General features: G+C 69.6%; 19 protein-coding genes and 1 tRNA gene. 6 read left to right on the top strand and 14 right to left on the bottom strand.

Going from position 1 to position 17,801, the window contains the following annotated elements:
* Nucleotides 1-74: 74 nt before the first annotated feature.
* Complete coding sequence (locus ACLQ2O_RS22520) at nucleotides 75-800, bottom strand: hypothetical protein (protein ID WP_425834476.1); 726 nt, start codon at nucleotides 798-800, stop codon at nucleotides 75-77.
* A gap of 229 nt (nucleotides 801-1,029) precedes the next feature.
* Between ACLQ2O_RS22520 and ACLQ2O_RS22525 the strand changes: the two genes are divergently transcribed.
* On the top strand, nucleotides 1,030-1,905 hold the full coding sequence (locus tag ACLQ2O_RS22525) for an STAS domain-containing protein (protein WP_425834478.1): 876 nt from the start codon (nucleotides 1,030-1,032) through the stop codon (nucleotides 1,903-1,905).
* A gap of 23 nt (nucleotides 1,906-1,928) precedes the next feature.
* Here ACLQ2O_RS22525 and ACLQ2O_RS22530 read toward each other — a convergent pair whose 3' ends face one another.
* The 10 genes from ACLQ2O_RS22530 to ACLQ2O_RS22575 form a co-directional block, all read right to left on the bottom strand.
* The gene (locus ACLQ2O_RS22530; protein WP_425834480.1) at nucleotides 1,929-2,156 is read right to left on the bottom strand and encodes a hypothetical protein; all 228 of its coding nucleotides are present in this window, start codon (nucleotides 2,154-2,156) and stop codon (nucleotides 1,929-1,931) included.
* Between the two features lie 29 nt (nucleotides 2,157-2,185).
* Nucleotides 2,186-2,518, bottom strand: coding sequence for a hypothetical protein (locus tag ACLQ2O_RS22535; protein WP_425834482.1), 333 nt, complete (start codon nucleotides 2,516-2,518; stop codon nucleotides 2,186-2,188).
* Between the two features lie 514 nt (nucleotides 2,519-3,032).
* Nucleotides 3,033-3,108, bottom strand: a tRNA-Ala gene (locus ACLQ2O_RS22540).
* Between the two features lie 161 nt (nucleotides 3,109-3,269).
* Nucleotides 3,270-4,130, bottom strand: a complete 861-nt coding sequence (locus ACLQ2O_RS22545) for a hypothetical protein (RefSeq protein WP_425834484.1) — start codon at nucleotides 4,128-4,130, stop codon at nucleotides 3,270-3,272.
* A gap of 98 nt (nucleotides 4,131-4,228) precedes the next feature.
* A complete protein-coding gene (locus ACLQ2O_RS22550) occupies nucleotides 4,229-4,846 on the bottom strand; it encodes a GNAT family N-acetyltransferase (RefSeq protein ID WP_425834486.1) in 618 nt (205 codons plus the stop codon).
* Complete coding sequence (locus ACLQ2O_RS22555; protein WP_425834488.1) at nucleotides 4,846-5,334, bottom strand: MogA/MoaB family molybdenum cofactor biosynthesis protein; 489 nt, start codon at nucleotides 5,332-5,334, stop codon at nucleotides 4,846-4,848. Before ACLQ2O_RS22555 ends, ACLQ2O_RS22550 begins: the two co-directional genes overlap by 1 nt.
* Nucleotides 5,331-5,822: a cyclic pyranopterin monophosphate synthase MoaC gene (gene moaC / locus ACLQ2O_RS22560; RefSeq protein ID WP_425834490.1), complete on the bottom strand. Its 492-nt coding sequence runs from the start codon at nucleotides 5,820-5,822 to the stop codon at nucleotides 5,331-5,333. The genes ACLQ2O_RS22555 and moaC overlap by 4 nt, the downstream gene beginning before the upstream one ends.
* The gene (glp, locus tag ACLQ2O_RS22565; RefSeq protein ID WP_425834492.1) at nucleotides 5,819-7,045 is read right to left on the bottom strand and encodes a gephyrin-like molybdotransferase Glp; all 1,227 of its coding nucleotides are present in this window, start codon (nucleotides 7,043-7,045) and stop codon (nucleotides 5,819-5,821) included. Before glp ends, moaC begins: the two co-directional genes overlap by 4 nt.
* Nucleotides 7,042-7,524, bottom strand: coding sequence for a GNAT family N-acetyltransferase (locus ACLQ2O_RS22570; protein WP_425834494.1), 483 nt, complete (start codon nucleotides 7,522-7,524; stop codon nucleotides 7,042-7,044). Before ACLQ2O_RS22570 ends, glp begins: the two co-directional genes overlap by 4 nt.
* Before the next feature lie 9 nt (nucleotides 7,525-7,533).
* Nucleotides 7,534-8,922, bottom strand: coding sequence for a UTP--glucose-1-phosphate uridylyltransferase (locus ACLQ2O_RS22575; RefSeq protein ID WP_425834496.1), 1,389 nt, complete (start codon nucleotides 8,920-8,922; stop codon nucleotides 7,534-7,536).
* A gap of 66 nt (nucleotides 8,923-8,988) precedes the next feature.
* Here ACLQ2O_RS22575 and ACLQ2O_RS22580 point away from each other — a divergent pair, with 66 nt between their 5' ends.
* Both ACLQ2O_RS22580 and ACLQ2O_RS22585 read left to right on the top strand, forming a co-directional pair.
* Nucleotides 8,989-9,540, top strand: a complete 552-nt coding sequence (locus tag ACLQ2O_RS22580; protein WP_425834498.1) for a 5-formyltetrahydrofolate cyclo-ligase — start codon at nucleotides 8,989-8,991, stop codon at nucleotides 9,538-9,540.
* A 26-nt stretch (nucleotides 9,541-9,566) separates the two neighbouring features.
* Nucleotides 9,567-10,481 (top strand): phosphotransferase, encoded by a 915-nt coding sequence (locus ACLQ2O_RS22585; protein WP_425834500.1) that lies wholly within the window; start codon nucleotides 9,567-9,569, stop codon nucleotides 10,479-10,481.
* Between the two features lie 3 nt (nucleotides 10,482-10,484).
* On the opposite strand, the gene ACLQ2O_RS22590 is transcribed toward ACLQ2O_RS22585, so the two are convergent.
* A complete protein-coding gene (locus ACLQ2O_RS22590) occupies nucleotides 10,485-13,016 on the bottom strand; it encodes a penicillin acylase family protein (RefSeq protein WP_425834502.1) in 2,532 nt (843 codons plus the stop codon).
* 172 nt (nucleotides 13,017-13,188) lie between these two features.
* Nucleotides 13,189-15,492 carry a hypothetical protein gene (locus ACLQ2O_RS22595; RefSeq protein ID WP_425834504.1) on the bottom strand — a complete coding sequence of 768 codons (2,304 nt, stop codon included), beginning with the start codon at nucleotides 15,490-15,492 and terminating at the stop codon, nucleotides 13,189-13,191.
* Nucleotides 15,493-15,646: 154 nt separating this feature from the next.
* On the opposite strand from ACLQ2O_RS22595, the gene ACLQ2O_RS22600 reads away from it, so the two are divergent.
* From ACLQ2O_RS22600 to ACLQ2O_RS22610, 3 genes are all read left to right on the top strand, one after another.
* Complete coding sequence (locus ACLQ2O_RS22600) at nucleotides 15,647-16,009, top strand: FmdB family zinc ribbon protein (protein ID WP_425835267.1); 363 nt, start codon at nucleotides 15,647-15,649, stop codon at nucleotides 16,007-16,009.
* A 71-nt stretch (nucleotides 16,010-16,080) separates the two neighbouring features.
* The gene (locus tag ACLQ2O_RS22605; RefSeq protein ID WP_425834506.1) at nucleotides 16,081-16,692 is read left to right on the top strand and encodes an SAF domain-containing protein; all 612 of its coding nucleotides are present in this window, start codon (nucleotides 16,081-16,083) and stop codon (nucleotides 16,690-16,692) included.
* Between the two features lie 182 nt (nucleotides 16,693-16,874).
* Entirely contained in the window at nucleotides 16,875-17,261 is a 387-nt protein-coding gene (locus ACLQ2O_RS22610; protein ID WP_425834508.1) for an MscL family protein, read from the top strand.
* A 14-nt stretch (nucleotides 17,262-17,275) separates the two neighbouring features.
* Here the strand turns inward: ACLQ2O_RS22610 and ACLQ2O_RS22615 are convergent, their stop codons facing one another.
* Nucleotides 17,276-17,764, bottom strand: coding sequence for a GNAT family N-acetyltransferase (locus tag ACLQ2O_RS22615; RefSeq protein WP_425834510.1), 489 nt, complete (start codon nucleotides 17,762-17,764; stop codon nucleotides 17,276-17,278).
* Nucleotides 17,765-17,801 lie beyond the last annotated feature (37 nt).

Here is a 17,801-nt window from a genome sequence, read left to right on the forward strand (position 1 = left end):
GGGCGGTGGGCTTACTTCAGTCGATCAAGTATGTTCCCACCCGGGCCGCTGTCCAGACCTAATTTATGAATTTTTCAGAGCTCGAGCGGAACCGGCCGGCCCCAGGTGTCCTCGGCGTCGTCCGCCGTCGCCCGCAGCTCCAGCTCCGCACACTCCCCCGCCGGTACGGCGAACGTGAACTCCCCACGCTCGGCGTCGGTCGAGGTCTGCGCCAGCTCCGACCAGTCCCCGCCGCAGCGCTTCTCCACCTTCACGCCGACACCGCCGTACGGCTCCAGGCCCTTGGCCTCCGGCGAGTACCGCAGTACGACGTACGTCGCCTCCACTCCGCCGTCGTCCTGCGGCAGGCTGGCGATCGACTGGATGTCGGTGCCGAGCCGGATGTCGACGTCCACCGCCCGGAAGTCCACGCCCTGCGGCCCTCGCCAGGTCCGCACCCCGAGCGGGTCGCCGTCGTACACGTGCACCTTGGCCAGGTCCGACTCGACGAACTCGATGCCGTCCAGGTGCTGACTTCCCTGCCAGCTCTCCCACATCCCGGCGTCCGGGCAGGTCGACTTGGCCATCAGGAACGCGGCCGGCGTGAACACGTGCCCCTTCACCAGCCCCGAGTCTTCCTTCGTCACCATCAGCGGAGGCTCCTCGCCGTCACCACGTCCCGCCTCCGGCGGCGCACCCTCGAGCAGCAGCTCGCACTGCTCACTCCCGGCCCGCTCGTCGACCGCGTTCCCGTGCCCGGCCGCGACCCCCGCCATCGCAAACGCCAGCACGAACAGCCCCGCCGCCACGCGCTGCCTCACGCCACTCACCTCCACGCGCCCACCCGACGCACCTACCCTGGCACACGCCACCCCCAGGCCGCTGCACCCACGCCCCCGTGTGATCCCAGCCCTTCGGGCAGCAGTGGGCGATGAGCACCTCTCCCTCGACGGCAGCTCTGACATTTGATCAGGTGTAACGTGACTCACACGCCCGCGCCGTTCGCGCCGGGCGACGACGCCCCGGGGGTGACTCGCCGTGGATCATGGCGTGCCGGAACAGTTGATCAGTACGGGTGGTGCCGCGTTGATGATCGCGGTGGACGACTCCACCGCGGGCATGGCGGTCGTGACCCTGACCGGTGCGTTGTCCCTGGCCGCCGCGCCGCGGGTCCGCGACACGTTGATGAAGTGCGTCGCCGAGCAGCCGTCGGCCATCGTCGTCGACCTCAGCCTGGCCCGGGTGGAGCAGGCCTACGTCCTGAACGTCTTCAGCATGGTCGCCCGCCGGGCCGAGCTGTGGTCCGGCGTACAGCTCATCCTGGTGTCCGGCGCCGCGCTCGAGGGCGGCCACAGCCGCGCCGCCAGGGCGCTCGGGCAGTTCGTCCGGATCTGCCCGACGCTGCCGCAGGCCCGCGCCGCGGCTCGGCGCGCCCCGCTGCGCCGCCTCGCGGTGATGATCCTGCCGCCGTCCGAGGTCAGCCCGCGCACGGCCCGCACCTACGTCACCGACGTCTGTACGACGTGGGGCTGCACCACCCTGCTCGAGGACGCCGTACTGGTCGCCAACGAACTCGTCTGCACCGCCCTGCACCGTTCCGTCGGCGACCTGGTCCTCCGCCTGGAGCTCCGCCGAGGCCTCCTCACCGTCGCCGTCACCGACGACTGCCCCGACCCACCCGACCTCACCGAGTACCCCGGCGGCCCACCCGTCGACCCGATCAGCCTCCGCCTCCTCACCGAGCTCGCCAAAGCCTGCGGCTCCTCCCCCACCCGCAACGGCGACCGCATCAACTGGGCAGTCCTCCGGGACCCCACCCTCCACCCCGAAGACCCCACCCTCGGTTCATTGCACCGCCCCCAGCTCCCACCCACAACGCACCACACCGGCCGCAGCCGCCTCATCCCGTGGCAGAACCACCCCTAGTCATTGCCTGAAGCAACCACTGCCTACAACCGGTCGCCGGGCTTCCAGTTGTCTTCGGGCTGATTGTCGTTGCGCAGAGTCGGATGGTCGGACTTGAGCTTGGCAATGAACTTCTGTGCATTCTCAATCGTCTTCAGGGCGAATGTCTTCTCGTACGGCTCGACCTGAACCCTCCATTTCTCGACATGCGTCCGCACCGTGTTCCGTTGGCTCTTCAGCTTGTCCCGTGTTCCCGACAGGTTGTCAGCCACATCTGCTCCTCGATATTGATTTCGAACAGTCAGCCTTCATTCAAGTAGCTGAAGCCCTTGACGAAATCCGACACGGTGTCGAAGCAAGTCTTCAGCGCGGCACCGCGCGGCGTGTCTTCCTTGCCCATCCACAGCATGGAGAGTTCCATGCACCAGATGCCGAGCGGCTCGACATACTTGCGATACATGTAGTCATCCGGGAGATCGCCGAGCACGATGTACGTGCTCAGTATTGAGCGAGCTTTCTCAACGATCTCGTCCGCCGCCTCGGTCGGCGACGCGAACCTACCCTCCAGAATGCCTCGTTGCAGTTCGCCGATACGGTCGGCCGCCGCCTGCAGTTCTTCGTTCGTCTTGTACACAGAACCTTCCCCCCTGAAAACTAACCACCACATTGAAGACTCGAGTGCCGCCCCAAGAACTTCCTCGGTGGCCGGCAGATCTCCGTGACGGCGCGTGAGCCGAACTATGCCGCCCTCGGGCCACGCCTGCCAAGGGCTCGGGTGGTCACACATTTAATGGACCAGCGATATTTCCGGATATGCAACACCCGTTTGTATGAGCGGCGCAGGAACGATTCCGGGAAATGTAACGTGCTGGCACCCGTGGCCGATGAACGACCAACAACCGGAAAGCTGACCCGTGCGGGACTGGAGGACCCGGCTCTTGAACCGGGACACTTCCACCGGTTGAGCCTCGATGGGAGCTCAGCGGGGTACGAGCTGCGCCGGCCGTCCGCGGGCCTCGACGCCATCCACACGGGCCAACCGTCCCCAGCCGCGCCCGAACCATCCTCGGCGGCCGAAACCGCCCCAGACACCACAATGGCCGCCCCGTCACCGGGAGCGGCCAATTGGTTGTTCTACAACACCTGTCTGGTGGAGCTGAGGGGATTCGAACCCCTGACCTTCTCATTGCGAACGAGACGCGCTACCAACTGCGCCACAGCCCCAGACCGTGTCACCGATGTTCCTGGCGACCGCGAAACTCTAACACGGTGACGGGGTGGAGCTGAAATCGGATACTGCCTCGCGGGAGAGACAGATCTGCCCGCCGCGGTGAGGCGGCGGGCAGGCTGACGACGTCGCGGCGTCGGCGTACGAAGTACCGGCTTCAGTCGCCGACAGCGCGCTTGATCTCTGGCTCCACGACCGGCTCCTCGACGATCTCGTCGGGGACGATCGGCGGGGCCGTCGGCTCCGGCTCGACGATGCGGGCCGACGAGAAGACCTCGGGTCCGGACAGGTTGATCGTGCGGACCGTCCGGTCGGGGGCCTTCTCCTTCAGCACGTACGTCGGCAGCGTGACCGGTACCGGGTCCCACAGGCCTTCCGACGAGATCGGCTTCGGCTCGGGCTTCGGCGGCTCGGCGACCGGCAGCTTGACCTCGACCGTCATCTCGTTGTCCGGCGACGACGGCGGGGCGACAGCCGGGCCGCGGTCGTGGCGGGCAGCGGTCCGCGCCCGGCGCTCGGCGACGAAGGCCGCACGCTCCCGCGCCTGCCGGCGCAGCTGGACACGGGTCAGTACGACGAACGCCACGATCATCCCGGCCGGGATGGAGACGCTCCACCACAGCAGCATCCCGAGTCCGGCCAGTGCGGTCATCGACAGCAGTGAAAGGGTCAGGATCGACAGCACCCGCCGGCGGCGCATGGCGGCCACCCGGCGGGCTCGGTTCGGGACGTAACGGTGCGGCGGCGGCTCGGCCTGCGGCACGCCGGCCGCGCTGACCGTCGCGCCGTGCGCCGACGTACCGGTCACTGTCGTCCCGGCCGGAGTCGTCACCCCCGTACCGGGAGCTCGTACGGCGTACCCTCCGTCGGTTCGCGACAGCACGCGCGCGGCAGACGACGAGTACGCCTCCGCCGAGCGGCGCCTGCTGGCCTCGTCGTTGCGCTTCAGCATCATCGGGACGAGGTAGGCAGCCCACGCGGCGACGATCGCCACATAGATCAGCCCTGTCGTCCCCATGCGACGACGCTAAGACCCCGGACGGGTCAGGTGGGGTACGTGGGACGGTGTGTCGCAAGAAGACTCGTGTGACTGGTGTGAACAACCACGGAGCGTGATCAGGTCAGCCGGGCCACCAGCCCGGGCCCGACCTCCTCGGCGTTGAGGGCGAAGATCCGGTGGTCGCGCCACTCGCCGTCGATGTGCAGGAACCGCGGCCGCTCGCCCTCGTAGCGGAAGCCGAGCTTGTCGACGACGCGCAGACTGGCCTTGTTCTCCGGGCGGATCGCCACTTCCAGCCGGTGCAGCCCGAGCGTGAACCAGCAGTGGTCGGCCGCCATCGCCACGGCTGCCGGGACGATGCCGCGGCCGGCGTACTGCTCGTCGACCCAGTAGCCGAGGTTCGCCCAGCGCGCCGAGCCGTAGGTGATTCCGGACACGGTCAACTGCCCGACCAGCGGCCACTTGGCCCGGGCACCGGCGCCCGCTGCCCCGCCGTACGTGATGACGAACGGCAGCATCCGCCCGTACCGGGCCTGCCGGTTCCAGTCGCGCGCCATCGCCCGGAAGGTGCGTGCGCCGTCGTCAGCGCCAGGCGGCTGGGTCGCGTCCCACGGCCGCAGCCAGCTGATGTTGCGCTGCCGGGCCGCGCTCCACTCGGTCCCGTCACCGGCCCGGAGCGGCCGCAGCCCGACCTGCCCGTGCTGCAGCTCGACCGGCCAGTGGACGACTGCCATCAGGCGTCGTCCGTCCGCACATGGTCACCGCCGGCGACCTGGTCGACAGCGTGCCGCAGCAGCGGCTCCAGCACGGTCAGGCCGTCCTTGACTCCCCCACGGGAGCCAGGGAGGTTCACGATCACGGTCTTGCCCGCCACTCCGGCCACACCACGCGACAGCGCGGCAGTCGGCACGCCCTGCGCGATGCCGTAGGCCCTGATGGCCTCGGCGATGCCAGGGATCTCCTTCTCGATCACTCCGGCGGTCCGCTCGGGTGTCTCGTCGGTCGGCGAGATCCCGGTCCCACCGGTCGTCACCACCACGTCGTACGCCGACTCGACCGCAGCCAGCAACGCCTCACCGACCGGAGCGCCGTCCGGCACCACCTGCGGCCCGTCGACGCTGAAGCCCCAGGCAGCCAGCCGCTCCGCGATCAGCGGCCCGGTGGTGTCGGAGTAGATCCCCGCGGCCGCGCGGTTGGAGATGCTGACGACAAGGGCTCTCACGCGCGCTCCCAATGACCGGTCTTGCCGCCGTCCTTGGTCTCCACCCGTACGTCGGACAGCACGGCGGCCGGGTCGAGTGCCTTCACCATGTCGATCAGCGCGAGCCCGGCGACGCAGACGGCGGTCAGCGCCTCCATCTCCACACCGGTCCGGTCGGTGGTCTTCACCACGGCCTCGATCAGTACCGCGTCGTCGGCGACCTCGAGCGCGACCTTCACGCCGGTCACCGCGATCGGGTGGCACAGCGGCACCAGGTCGGGCGTCCGCTTGGCGCCCATGATCCCGGCGATCCGGGCCACCGCGAGCGCGTCACCCTTCGGGACGCCATCGCCACGCAGCGCCTCGACCACCTCGGCCGACACATAAACCTTGCCGGAGGCAACAGCTCGCCGGGCGGACCCGGTCTTGTCCGACACGTCGACCATCCGGGCCGCGCCGGAGGCGTCGACGTGGGTCAGCCCACCGGCGCCTGCACCGTCCTGCGTCATCCGGTCTCCTCGTCCAGCAGCCAGAGCTCGACCCGCTCGCCGGCCCGGACGGCGGTGACGTCCTCGGGCACCACGATCAGGGCGTTCGCGCGACTCAGCCCGCCGAGCAGGTGCGAGCCGTGCCCGCCGACTGTACTGGCCATCCACCCCTCGTCGCCGGAGGTGGCCGCGGCGCGGACGAACTGGCGCCGCCCGGCCGGTGAGTTGAACCCGTCCAGGCTGATCCCCTGGACCGGCGTCCGCCGGTACGGCATCTGGCCCATCAGCTTGCGCAACGCGGGCCGGACGAACACCTCGAACGACACGTACGCCGACACCGGGTTGCCGGGCAGCGTGAAGATCGGCACCTCGTCGTCGCCCATCACGCCGAAGCCCTGCGGCTTGCCCGGCTGCATCGCGACCTCGGGGAAGTCGATGGTGCCGAGCTTGGTCAGCACCTCCTTGACCACGTCGTACACGCCCTTGCTGACGCCGCCGGAGGTGATCACCAGGTCGGCCCGGACCAGCTGGTCGGAGAGCGTGTCCATGATCTTCTTCGGGTCGTCGTCGACGATGCCGACCCGGTAGACCACCGCACCGGCCTGCCGCGCCGCGGCCGCCAGGGTGTAGCTGTTCGAGTCGTAGATCTGTCCGTCGCCCAGCCGCGTACCGGGCTCGCGCAGCTCGGCACCTGTCGACACCACGACCACTCTGGGGCGCGGACGCACCCGCACCCGGGCCCGCCCGACAGCAGCCAGTACGGCGACCTGCCGCGGGCCCAGCACGGTGTCGGCCTCCAGCACCTTGTCGCCGGCCTTCAGGTCCTCACCGAACCGCCGTACCGACGCGCCGAGGGCCGGCTGCTGAGCGATGCGCACGTGCGCCGCTCCCCCGTCGGTCCACTCGACCGGTACGACGCTGTCGGCGCCGCGGGGCATCGGTGCGCCGGTCATGATCCGCACGCAGGTCCCGGCGGTCACCACGATCGGCTCGCTGCGTCCGGCCGCGATCTCGCCGACCACCGGCAGCGTGATCGGCTCCTCCTGCGAGGCCCCGGCCAGGTCGGCCATCTGCACGGCGTACCCGTCCATGGCCGAGTTGTCGAAGCCCGGCAGGTTCACACCCGACACGACGTCCTCGCAGAGCACCAGCCCGAGCGCCTCCATCAGCGACTGCTCAAAGGGAGGCAGGGCCCGAACCCTGCCGAGTACTACGTCCAGGTGCTCGTCAACGCTGCGTCTCACGCAGTTGACTCTAGTCGCTCGGGATGAGCGCCCCAGACCATCCTCACGTCGGGCGCCTTCTCCTCGTTGGCGCTGCCGTCAGTACGGCGTACTTCGGTGAAGCCGTGGTGGCTGTAGAAGGCCTGGGCCCGCGTGTTGGTCTGGAAGGTCCACAGCGCGAGCCCTCCGGGCCGCAGGTCCTTGGCCAGGTCGACCAGCGCGGACCCGATGCCCTGTCCGGCGACGGACGGCTCGACGTACAGCTGGTCGAGGTCGTCACCGTCCAGCGTCAGGACGGCGACGATCTGGCCGTCGTCCACCGCGACCCAGCTCTGCCCGTCCGGCAGCAGCACGTTGCCGAACCACGCCCGGACGGCGGCCTCGGTGTGGATCGCCGGCGGCAGCTGCGCGCCGTCCGCGTGCCGGGCGGCCCACCACACCCCGGCCGCCTCGTCGGTGTCCCACGGCTCCAGCGGCCGGATCAGCAGGTCCTCCAGCATCGGCTGCGCTCAGCCGCGGAGCTCGGTACGGTCGGCGATCTCGAGGCGCTCGCCCTCGGGCGCGCTCACCTCGACCTCGCCGACCACGACCACGTCCTTGCCGAAGGCAACATCACCGCGGACCTCCAGCCGGTCGGCGCGGACCAGCGACGGCGGACCGGCCGGGAACCGCGCCTCGAAGTCGGCCAGGATCTTGAAGTGGTCGGCGTCCAGGTCGACGTACGGCTCGTCGCCCTCGTGCGTCGTGGTCAGGTCGCCGGACTCGTCCAGCTCGTAGACGTCCGAGCGCAGCACCAGCAGGTCGTTGGTGGTCTTCACCGGCTTGAACCGGCTGCGGTCCACGATCACCGCCTGCGAACCCTCGAAGGTCTCGATCGCGGTCCCCATCCCGGTCTCCAGCTGGATCACCTTCGGCGAGGTGGGGTCGGCCGGGTCGACGGTCTTGCGGTTCACGAGGATCGGCAGGCCGAGGATCCCGTCGTGGCCGTCCATCAGCTCGGCCAGCCGGTCCAGGTCGATCCACAGGTTGTTGGTGTTGAACGTCTTGTGCAACTTGGTGTCCTGGAAGGAACCGACGTCGTCGGGGTGCACCTGCGCGCTGTCGCGCAGGATCAGCCGGCCGTCGGACTTGCGGACCGCGACGTGCCCGCCCTTGCGGTCCGAGCGGGTCCGGCGGCAGACCTCCATGCCGAACGGGACGTCGTGCTCGGCCATCCAGGCCGCGATCCGTCCGTCGGGAGTCGCGCCCAGGTTGTCGGCGTTGGAGATGAACGCGTGCCGGAAACCGTGCTCGCGCAGCGTGTCGAGCATGCCGGACGCGACCAGCGCGGTGAACAGGTCGCCGTGCCCGGGCGGGCACCAGGCCAGCTCGGGGTCGGCCGGCCACTCCGCCGGGGTCAGGTCGTCGGCGAGCAGCTTGGGTTCCATGTTCTGCTGGAAGTCCAGCGGGATCCCGTCGACCGGCAGGTCGCCGTACTCGCCGAGCACGGCCAGCGACTCCTCCTTGGTCCGGAACGAGTTCATCAGGACCAGCGGCAGCGGGACGTCGTACTCCTTGCGGGTGGCGAGGATCTGCCGCGCGATGATGTCGAGGAAGCTCAGGCCGTCCTTGACGGGCAGCGCCGACTTCGGCCCGGTGACCCCCATCGAGGTGCCCAGGCCGCCGTTCAGCTTGATCACCACGGTCTCGGCGAGCGCCGCGCGCATCGCCTCGGCGTCGGTGTCCAGGTGCTCCAGGTGCGGCAGGTCCCCCACCGGCTCGATCTCGTCCTCGCGGATCGTGCCCTGCTGACCCGCCTCGAGCAACCGGTAGTAGTGCGAGAAGACCCGGATCGCCACCTCGGCCGCGCCGGCCGCGCGCATCTTCTCCTGTGCCTGCTGAAGCCCTGCCTCACTCATGTCCCAACACTAGGGGACGGTGTGTGAGGCGCCGATGGCGAGTGGCGTGCTTCATACAATCCAGGGGTGATCCCCACCAAGGCTGCCGTGCGGCAGTCACTTCTGGACGCCCGTCGCTCGCTCCCGGCCGGTCAGGGCGTGATGGACGCTGCCCGGGCGACCCAGCAGGTCCAGCAGGCCGGACGAGTGGCGCTGTACGTGTCGATGGGCCCGGAGCCACAGACCGGTGGGCTGATCGACTGGCTGCTGGCCACCGACCACGAGGTGCTCCTGCCGATCCTGTACGCCGACAACGACCTCGGCTGGGGCCTGGCGCCCGGTGCGGCCGACCTGGTCCCGGGCCGGCTGGGCATGTCCGAGCCGCGGGTCGACCTCGGGCCGGAGGCGATCGCCACGGCGGACCTGGTGATCTGCCCGGCGCTCGCGGTCGACCGGACCGGCGTACGGCTGGGGCGGGGCGGCGGCTCGTACGACCGGGCGCTGGTCCGCGTGCCTGCCGGCGTACCGGTGTGGGCGGCGGTCTACGGCCACGAGATCTTCGATCACCTGCCCTGCGACCCGCACGACCGGCCGGTCCACGCAGCACTCACACCCAGTGGCCTAATCCAGCTGACCTGAGCCCTCTCCGCTGGTTGGATGGGCGGATGACTACGGAACGTACACCTCAAGCAGCAGAGGCCTCCGCAGCCGCTGGGCGCGAGCTGGGCCTGACAGTGACCGAGCCGACCGTCCTCTACGACCTGTTCTCGGCCGTCGTCCACCTCACGCCGTCTCCGGTCGTGGCACGCATCCCGCTCGTGCTCCAGCTGACTCCGGCGGAGGCCGGCGACCGCCAGCAGCGTGAGCTCGACGTGGCGCAGTGGGTGTACGAGCAGGGCGGGCAGGTCGTCCGGCCGAGCCCGCTGGTCCCGCGGCGCCCGGTGCAGCGCGACGGCTTCTCGATGTCGTTCTGGGAGTACGTCGAGCACGACAAGTCGACCGACCCGGACTACGAGCAGGGCACGGTCCGCTCGGTGGCGCTGCACGCGCTGCTGGCCGAGTACCCGGGTGAGCTGCCCTGGTTCTCGCCGGTGACTCCCGCCGTACCGCAGGCGATGGAGCAGCTCACCGCGGACACGCCCCTGCTGAGCGCGGAGGGCGTGGACCGGGCCCGGCGCGAGTGGGCGGTCCTGGAGCCGCTGTGCTCGACAAGGGAGGCGTGGGAGGCGGCCTTCCCGGCCTCGCAGGTCCAGCCGATCCACGGCGACGCGCCGTACTACAACATCATCCCCACGGCGCAGGGCGTGCTCTGGTCGGACTTCGAGGACATCACCCTCGGACCGATCGAGTGGGACCTGGCCGGCGTCCCGCCGGAGTACACGCAGCTCTACAACAAGGCAGCGGCCGAGCAAGGCCGGCCGCTGCTGGACGAGCGGGCACAGGTGGCGGCAAACCTGGCCCGGGCTCTCCAGCTCCTGGCCGTCCTGCCGCTCACCCCGCAGATGCCCGGCATGGCCGACGCGCTCGCACCGATGGTCGACGACTGGCGGAGCGGGCCGTTCGCCCACGGGCTCGTCTAGCCGCTACCGCTCAGGCTTGGTGAAGGTCAGCGTGTGCTCACGTCTGGCCTCCACCGCGCCCTTGCTGAACGCCCAGGGCAGCGTCTCGCCCTTGACCCACAGCTCGGTCTGGTCGGTGTAGTTGCCGCTGAACGCGTGGCCGGAGACACCGGTCAGGTTGATCCAGCGCGACTTGTCGAAGTTGGACAGGTCGACCACCATCCGCATCGACGGGGTCGACGTCACGCCGTACCCCTGGGCGGCGTCCCAGCCGGTCGCGTTCACGACCGAGGCACCGCCGCCCAGCTCGTACGGGCCGCGGTTGAAGAGCTTGTCGACCACACCGATCCCGGAGTCGCCCAGCGTCTGGTTGGTCAGCGTGAGCTTGTGCAGCCGCCCCCACTGCCAGTTGCCGGGCTCGCGGGCCATCTTCGTGGTGATCTCGGCCCGGCCGTCCACCAGCGCCTCGCGGAGGATGTCGTCGCGGCTCTCCCGCTGCGGCGTCCGCAGGTCGTCCCACCAGGTGCTGTTCGGCTGGACGAGCAGGTTGCGGATCACCTCGAACCAGCGTGAGTTGCCGTCCGGCCGGACCGACTCCGGCATCTGGTCGTGGAAGGTCAGCGCGAGCAGGTTGCGCCAGACGATGTTGAAGTACGCCGCCGGCGCGGAGTCGGCCGGCTGGGTGAAGTCCCAGCCCTTCAGCGTGTCCTGGCCCTGCTTGTCGAAGTCGTCGGAGATCCCGATCCGGAGCAGGTACGGGACCAGCGTCTCGGCGTTGCGGTTCTTGGTGTCCAGCTGGATCGAGCTCATCGCGTCGACGTCCAGCTTGCCCGCGGCCTGGATCCGCTCGAGGATCTGCTGGGAGCGGTAGCCGTAGTCCCAGTCGTTGGTCAGGTGGAACCGGTACGACTTGGGCACGACCGCCTGGTTCGCGGTGACGATGATGCCGTCGGCCGGGTCGAACTCGGTCGGCATCGCCTGGAACGGGATGTACCCGTCCCACTCGTAGCGCGGGTCCCAGCCGGGGACCGGCCAGTCGCCGGTGCCGACCCGGCGGATCGGGACCTTGCCCGGCGCCTGGTAGCCGATGTGACCCTCGCGGTCGGCGTACACGAGGTTCTGCGACGGGACGTCGAACAAGGTGGCGGCGGTCCGGAACGCGGTCCAGCTCTGCGCCTTGTTCATCGCGAAGATCGCGTCGGCGGTCCGGCCCGGGGTGAGCGCGGTCCAGCGCAGGGCGATGCCGTACGGCTCGGTGCTCTTGCCCTTGGCGGCCAGCTCACCGGCCTGCTCGGCGTCGTCGTCGACGTCGGAGATCAGCGGGCCGTGCCGGCTCTCCCGGACGATGATCCGCTCGGGCTCGTCCCGGCCGGCGACCTTGAACTCCTCGGTGCGCAGCTTCAACGGCTCGACCTTGCCGTTGTAGAGCGCGCCGTTGCCGGACAGCCGCTCCAGGTAGAGGTCCTGGACGTCGGGGTCGAGGTTGGTGAAGCCCCAGGAGATCGCGCTGTTGTGGCCGATCACCACCCCGGGCAGACCGGAGAAGCTGAAGCCGGACACGTCGAACGGGCACTGCGGGCTGAACTTGTTGCAGTGCAGACCGACCTGGGTCCAGACGCCCGGCATGGTCGCGCCCAGGTGCGGGTCGTTGGCCAGCAGCGGCTTGCCGGTGGTGGTGTGCTCACCGGAGACCACCCAGGAGTTCGAGCCGATGCCGTCGCCGCGGCCGAGCAGCAGCGGCAGGCCCTTGGCGACCTTGTCCACGCTGTCCAGCGACTCCAGCAACTCCTTGCTGAACATGGCCCGGGCCGGCGCCTCGTTGTCGACCGGGGCGGTGGTGAACTTGTCCTCGTCGTCGACCGCGCCGCTGGACAGGATCGGCTCGTTGCGCTGGTACGGGTAGGCCGGGTAGAGGCTGTCGATGGTCTTGGCCGGCAGCGACGCCGCCAGCTGGGTCCGGGTGATCTCCTCGTCCATGTTGCCGCCGAGGTCCCAGGCCATCGCCTTCAGCCAGGCCAGCGAGTCGGCCGCCGTCCACGGCTCTGGCCGGTAGTCGTTGCCCTTCAGCGACAGTACGGCGTACTCGAGGCTGAGCCCGGAGCCGCTGTGCTGGTCGAGGTAGGAGTTCACGCCGCGGGCGTAGTCGTCCAGGTACTGCCGGGTGGCCGGGCTGAGCAGGCCCAGCTCCTTCTCGGCGACCCGGCGCCAGCCGAGCGTCCGGACGAACTTGTCGGTCTCCAGGGCCGGCTCGCCGACCAGCTCGGCCAGCCGCCCGGAGGTGACGTGCCGGCGGAAGTCCATCTCGTAGAACCGGTCCTGCGCCGCCACGTACCCCTGGGCGGAGAACAGGTCGGCCGGGTTGTCGGCGTAGATCTGCGGGATGCCGTTGGCGTCGCGGACCACCTCGACGTCGGCGTCCAGGCCGGTCAGCTCGATCGTGCCGTCGTAGGAGGGGATGGAGTGGCGGACGACGAAAATGCCGGTCCCGGCCACCACGATCAGGACGGTGGCCAGCGCAATTCCGCTGATGACGAGTAACCGAAGCAGGCGACGCACGGACCCAACCGTAGAGAATGCCGACGCGCACCCCAAATGCTGATACCGGTCCTTAACGCTCCGTACTCACACAACCGGGGGCGCGGACGTTCCACGGCCATGTCCAACGAGCTCGAGTTCCTGCCGTCCCGGCCACCGATCTGGGGCGGTGAGCTGGTCCACGTCCGGAACGTCATCGCGGGCTGCTGGAACTTCTCCGTACGCCGGGCGTAGGCGTGTCCTCCGTCGGCGCGGTCAGCGCGTAGACCGCGACCGCGCCGATCGAGTAGCGATGCTCGGCGAGGCGCCCGAGGTCACTCGGTGGCCAGTCGAGGTTGGTGTCGAACACGAGCCAGCGGACGCCGTACCGGGTCCACAGCTGGCCCAGGAGCCGCTTGGTCGGTCGCTTGAAGGCCCGGTCGTTCAGCTGCAGCAGCGGCTGGTCCCAGAAGGGTCCGTTGACGGCAGCGTCGCTGTCCTTCCGGCTCTGCGCGGTCGGCGTGTACGCCCAGCCCTCGACGAGCACCCGCCGCTCGGCGTACCCGGCGAGCCAGAAGTTGCGGGCGTCGCACTTCCGGTCGCTGTAGACCGGCGTGCAGTGGGAGTTGGTGGCCAGCTTGTCTCCGGCGGCGGAGTGATCGCGGATGTAGCGAGCCGCCTCGGCGCCTCCGGCCGGCACCTGCCGCCTGGTCTGCCGGCACTCCGGCCGGTCCGGACCGGCGACGCAGACCTGGTCGGTGAGGGTGGTGACCATCGTCTTCGGGACGTTGACCGCGGCTACGCCCAGGACGATCAGCACGCCCAGGCCGAGTGCTGCTGTGCGCTCCGCCGTCTGTCTGAGGACCAGTGCTGTGAGCCCGGCGACCAGGAGGACGACCAGCCACGGCCAGATCACCTGGAAGCTGACAGCCTGCACACCCTGCCTGCTGCGCGGTCTCTGCGGAGTCAGGGACGCCACGACCTGCGCCAGCACCATCCCGCCCGCCAGCGCCAGCAGGACCCGCGGCGCGATCTGCCGGAGCCGGAGTCCGCTCAGCAGCAGGGTCAGCCCCCAGGCCGAGGCCGCGATGGCGAACGGGAAGGCGGCGCGGAGGAAGTAGAGCTGGCTGAAGCCCGGGTGGCGGAGCAGCGCGGCGGCCGCGACGCCGGTGAGGACGAAGCCGGCCAGGAAGACCGCGGCCGGGTCCTTCCACTTGCGGTCCCGGAGGAAGCCGAGCATGCCGAGGCCGGCCAGCGACCAGGAGACGAGGAGCGTGGCGCCCGTCGTACCGATGACTACGGCGGCGGCGGTGTGGTCGTTGTAGCGGCTCTCGAAGCCGACCGAACTGGCCATCGCCCGGAAGGCTTGCCCCGGCCCGAACGCGACTCCGGACGAGCCGGCGCTGAACAGGACGAACTGGGCGAAACTTAACGCGGCCAGGACGGCCAGACCGAGTCCTACCGAGGTCCGGTCGAGTCTTCGCTCGGTCACCAGCTTCACGAACGCGGCCAGTGCCACGGCCGCCACGAGCATCGGCACGAAGGACGCCTTGGCTCCGGCGAGCGCTGCCAGGCCGATGACCAGGATCAGCCAGTTGCCGCGGTTCGGGTCTCTGCGGAGCAGGCAGACGATCGAGTAGACGACCGGGAACGCCAGGACGACGGCGAAGGCGTGGGTGAGGCTGTACATGAGCACAGCACTCGAGTACGCCGCCTGGCTGATCAGGTCGCGGCCGCCCCAGCCGTAGACGTCGAAGCTGGTCACCATCAGCAGCAGCCAGGCCGCCAGCGGCCCGGCCCACGACTTACGGGCCAGCCGGGTGGCCAGTGCGGCGACGGAGAGGATCGGTACGAGGGCGGCCGTCACCGGCATGAGGCGGCGGAGCAGGAGGTCCAGCTCGATGCCGGTCTGCCAGTTGGCCGCGGCCAGCTCGGCGTGGAGGAACCAGTGGTAGTTCAGCTGCTGGCCGGTGACGAACGGGATCTGACCAGGTAGGTGGTGCTTCAGCTCGGCGGCCAAGGCCAACTGGTACGGCATGTCGCTGTACTGGAAGGCGGCGTCGGGGAACGTGATCGGCTCGATCTGGAGACCGGCACGGGTGATCACCCACAGACCCAGGACCCCGGCCGCGGCGACCGACCAGGCCCACCACAGCGGCATCGGAGGCCTCTTGCTGCGCCAGTACGGGCGGAGGGGTTCGAGCGCTGTGAAGGCTGTGACCGTCAGCAGCGGTACCGCCAGCGGGAGGAAAGGGAAGCCGATCGCCCGGCCCGGGAGGTAGGTCAGGATCGACAGCGCGAAGCCGAAACCGGTCCCGAAGGCGAGATCGGCCGCGAACCCGTCCTGATTCCCCCGCAGCAGCCGCCAGAGCAGGACCCCGGGCAGCATGATCCCGAGGCCCAGGTACGCGCTGTACGCCAGAATCGCGCTCCACGGTGTCCCGTAGTGCGCCAGCAGCCCCGCGGCCCCTGCCCAGACTGCCGCGCCTGGCAGCAGACCCCTCCCCAGTGGTCCCACGCCTGGGGAGACGCTCCCCGAGGGCCGTTGGGTTGCACGGTTGCAGCAAGTGGCCAAAACCGGTCCAGACCGCCGGAGTTGGAATACTTCGGCGCTCTGGCGCATTATTAGCAGTCGAGTAGTAGGAGTGCCAGACGGCCTGAAGGGGAAGAACGTGCCGACGTACCAGTACCAGTGCACCGACTGCGGGGAAGCGCTCGAGGTCCGGCAGAGCTTCACCGACGACGCCCTGACGGTCTGCCCGAACTGCCAGGGCACGCTGCGCAAGGTGTTCAACGCGGTGGGCGTGGTGTTCAAGGGTTCCGGCTTCTACCGCAACGACAGCCGCTCGTCGAGCACCAGCACGATCAGCGCGAAGTCCGACGCGTCGGCCTCGTCGGGCAGCTCCTCGTCGTCCTCGGACTCCTCGAAGTCGTCGTCCTCGTCGTCCGGCTCCTCGGACTCGGGTTCGAGCTCGTCGTCGTCCTCGTCCTCGTCGGGCAAGTCGTCGGGCTCCAGCAAGACCAGCGCCGCCTGATCCACCGCGGCCCGAGCGAGCCTGTGGACAACTGAATCGGCATTTCGGGGAAAACTCGTACCTTCCCTGGCATGACGAACTTCTGGCACGACCTCATCCGCGCCGCCCGCTGGCACCGCCGGCTCCTCGCCGGCCTCTTCGCGGCGGCCGCCGTGTACTTCGGCCTCGCTTCCTTCTCGCCACCGGCCGCGGCCTCGACCGCGGTCCTGGCGGCAGCGCGCGACCTCCCCGGTGGCGTCACACCGTCAGCCGACGACCTCCGGGTGCTGCGACTACCGCCGGCGTCCGTGCCCAGCGGTGTTCTGCGACCGGACACCGACCTGGCCGACCGCATCCTCGCGACGCCTGTGCGCGCCGGCGAGCCACTCACCGACGCCAGGTTCCTCACCCCCACAGCGGTTCCAGCCGGCCAGGTCGCCTACCCGCTCCGCCTCGACGACCCCGACATCGCCGCTCTCCTCCGCCCCGGCGACCAGATCGACCTGTACGCCGCCTCGGCGACGGCCGACCTCTCCGCCGCCCGCTTGGCAACAGCGGTCCGCGTCATCGCACTCCCGGCTCCGAGCCGATCCTCCGGAGGCGCGCTGGTGGTGCTCGCCACCTCTCCTGCCACCGCCGCGAGGCTGGCGCAGTCCACCACCAACACCCGAATCTCCGTCGCCCTCACCCGGGACACCAGTTGAGCGCCCGCCGCCTCGACGGTCACTGAGCGAACATCTCCGGCCACGATCCGCTGCCCTGCGGCGCGGTCCCTCGCCAGCCTCCGGGCAGAGTCCTACGTTGGCCGGGTACAGATCGCCGCGGGTCCACCGGGACCCTCTCGTGGAGGCAGAAAGAGATGCTCAAGGGCTTCAAGGAATTCCTGATGCGAGGCAACGTCCTCGACCTGGCGATCGCCGTCGTCATCGGCACCGCCTTCGCCGCGGTGGTGAAGACCGTCGTCGACAACCTGGTCAGTCCGCTGATCGCCTCCCTGGGCGGCGCCAACGTGGACGGCCTGGCCTGGCAGATCGTCGACGGCAACAAGGCGTCGATCATCAACTTCGCCGCGATCATCAACGCGTTCATCGTGTTCTTCCTGACCGCGGTCGTCGTCTACTTCGTCCTCGTCGTCCCGATGAAGGCCATCCAGGACCGCCGCGCCGCCGCGGCCGCCGCCAAGGGCGAGGCCGAGCCCGAGCCGGAACCGCTCACCATGGACCAGCAACTCCTGGTAGAAATCCGCGACGCCCTCAAGGCCCGCCAGCAGTAGGTCGCTCGGGTCGCCTACGCCTGGCTCGTGGTCGGGTACTGCATCCACGTGTAGGCGACCGGTTGGTCCTTGTTCCACTCGTCGGCCAGATCAGCAGCCACGTACTCGAAGCCGGCCCGGCGGTACGTCCGGATCGCCACATCGTTGTCCGGCCGCACCCTGAGGAACACCTCGGAGTACCCGGACTCCAGCGCCGGCCCCAGCAACGCCTTCACGAACGCCGTCCCGATCCCCCGCCCGCGCGACCCCGGCCGCACGATGATCCGGGCCAGCTCGACCTCGTCCTCCTCGTCGTCCAGCCACAACTCGCCGTACCCGACCGGCTCTCCACCCACGTAGTACAGGTAGGAACACACGTCGTCGGCCACCTTCGGCCAGCTCCCCGCGAGCTCAACCGGAAACGGGAACGTGTTCCGCCCCGACAGCAAGGAGACGTCCTGCGCCGAGGCCGCCCACCCGGCCACCACCGCAGCCTTCCCCGACTCGAACCCGCGCAACTCCATGCGCCCAAGCATCACGCGATCCCACCGGAACATCCAC

Origin of the sequence: Kribbella sp. DT2 (assembly GCF_049844575.1) — a bacterium.
Lineage (GTDB): Bacteria > Actinomycetota > Actinomycetes > Propionibacteriales > Kribbellaceae > Kribbella.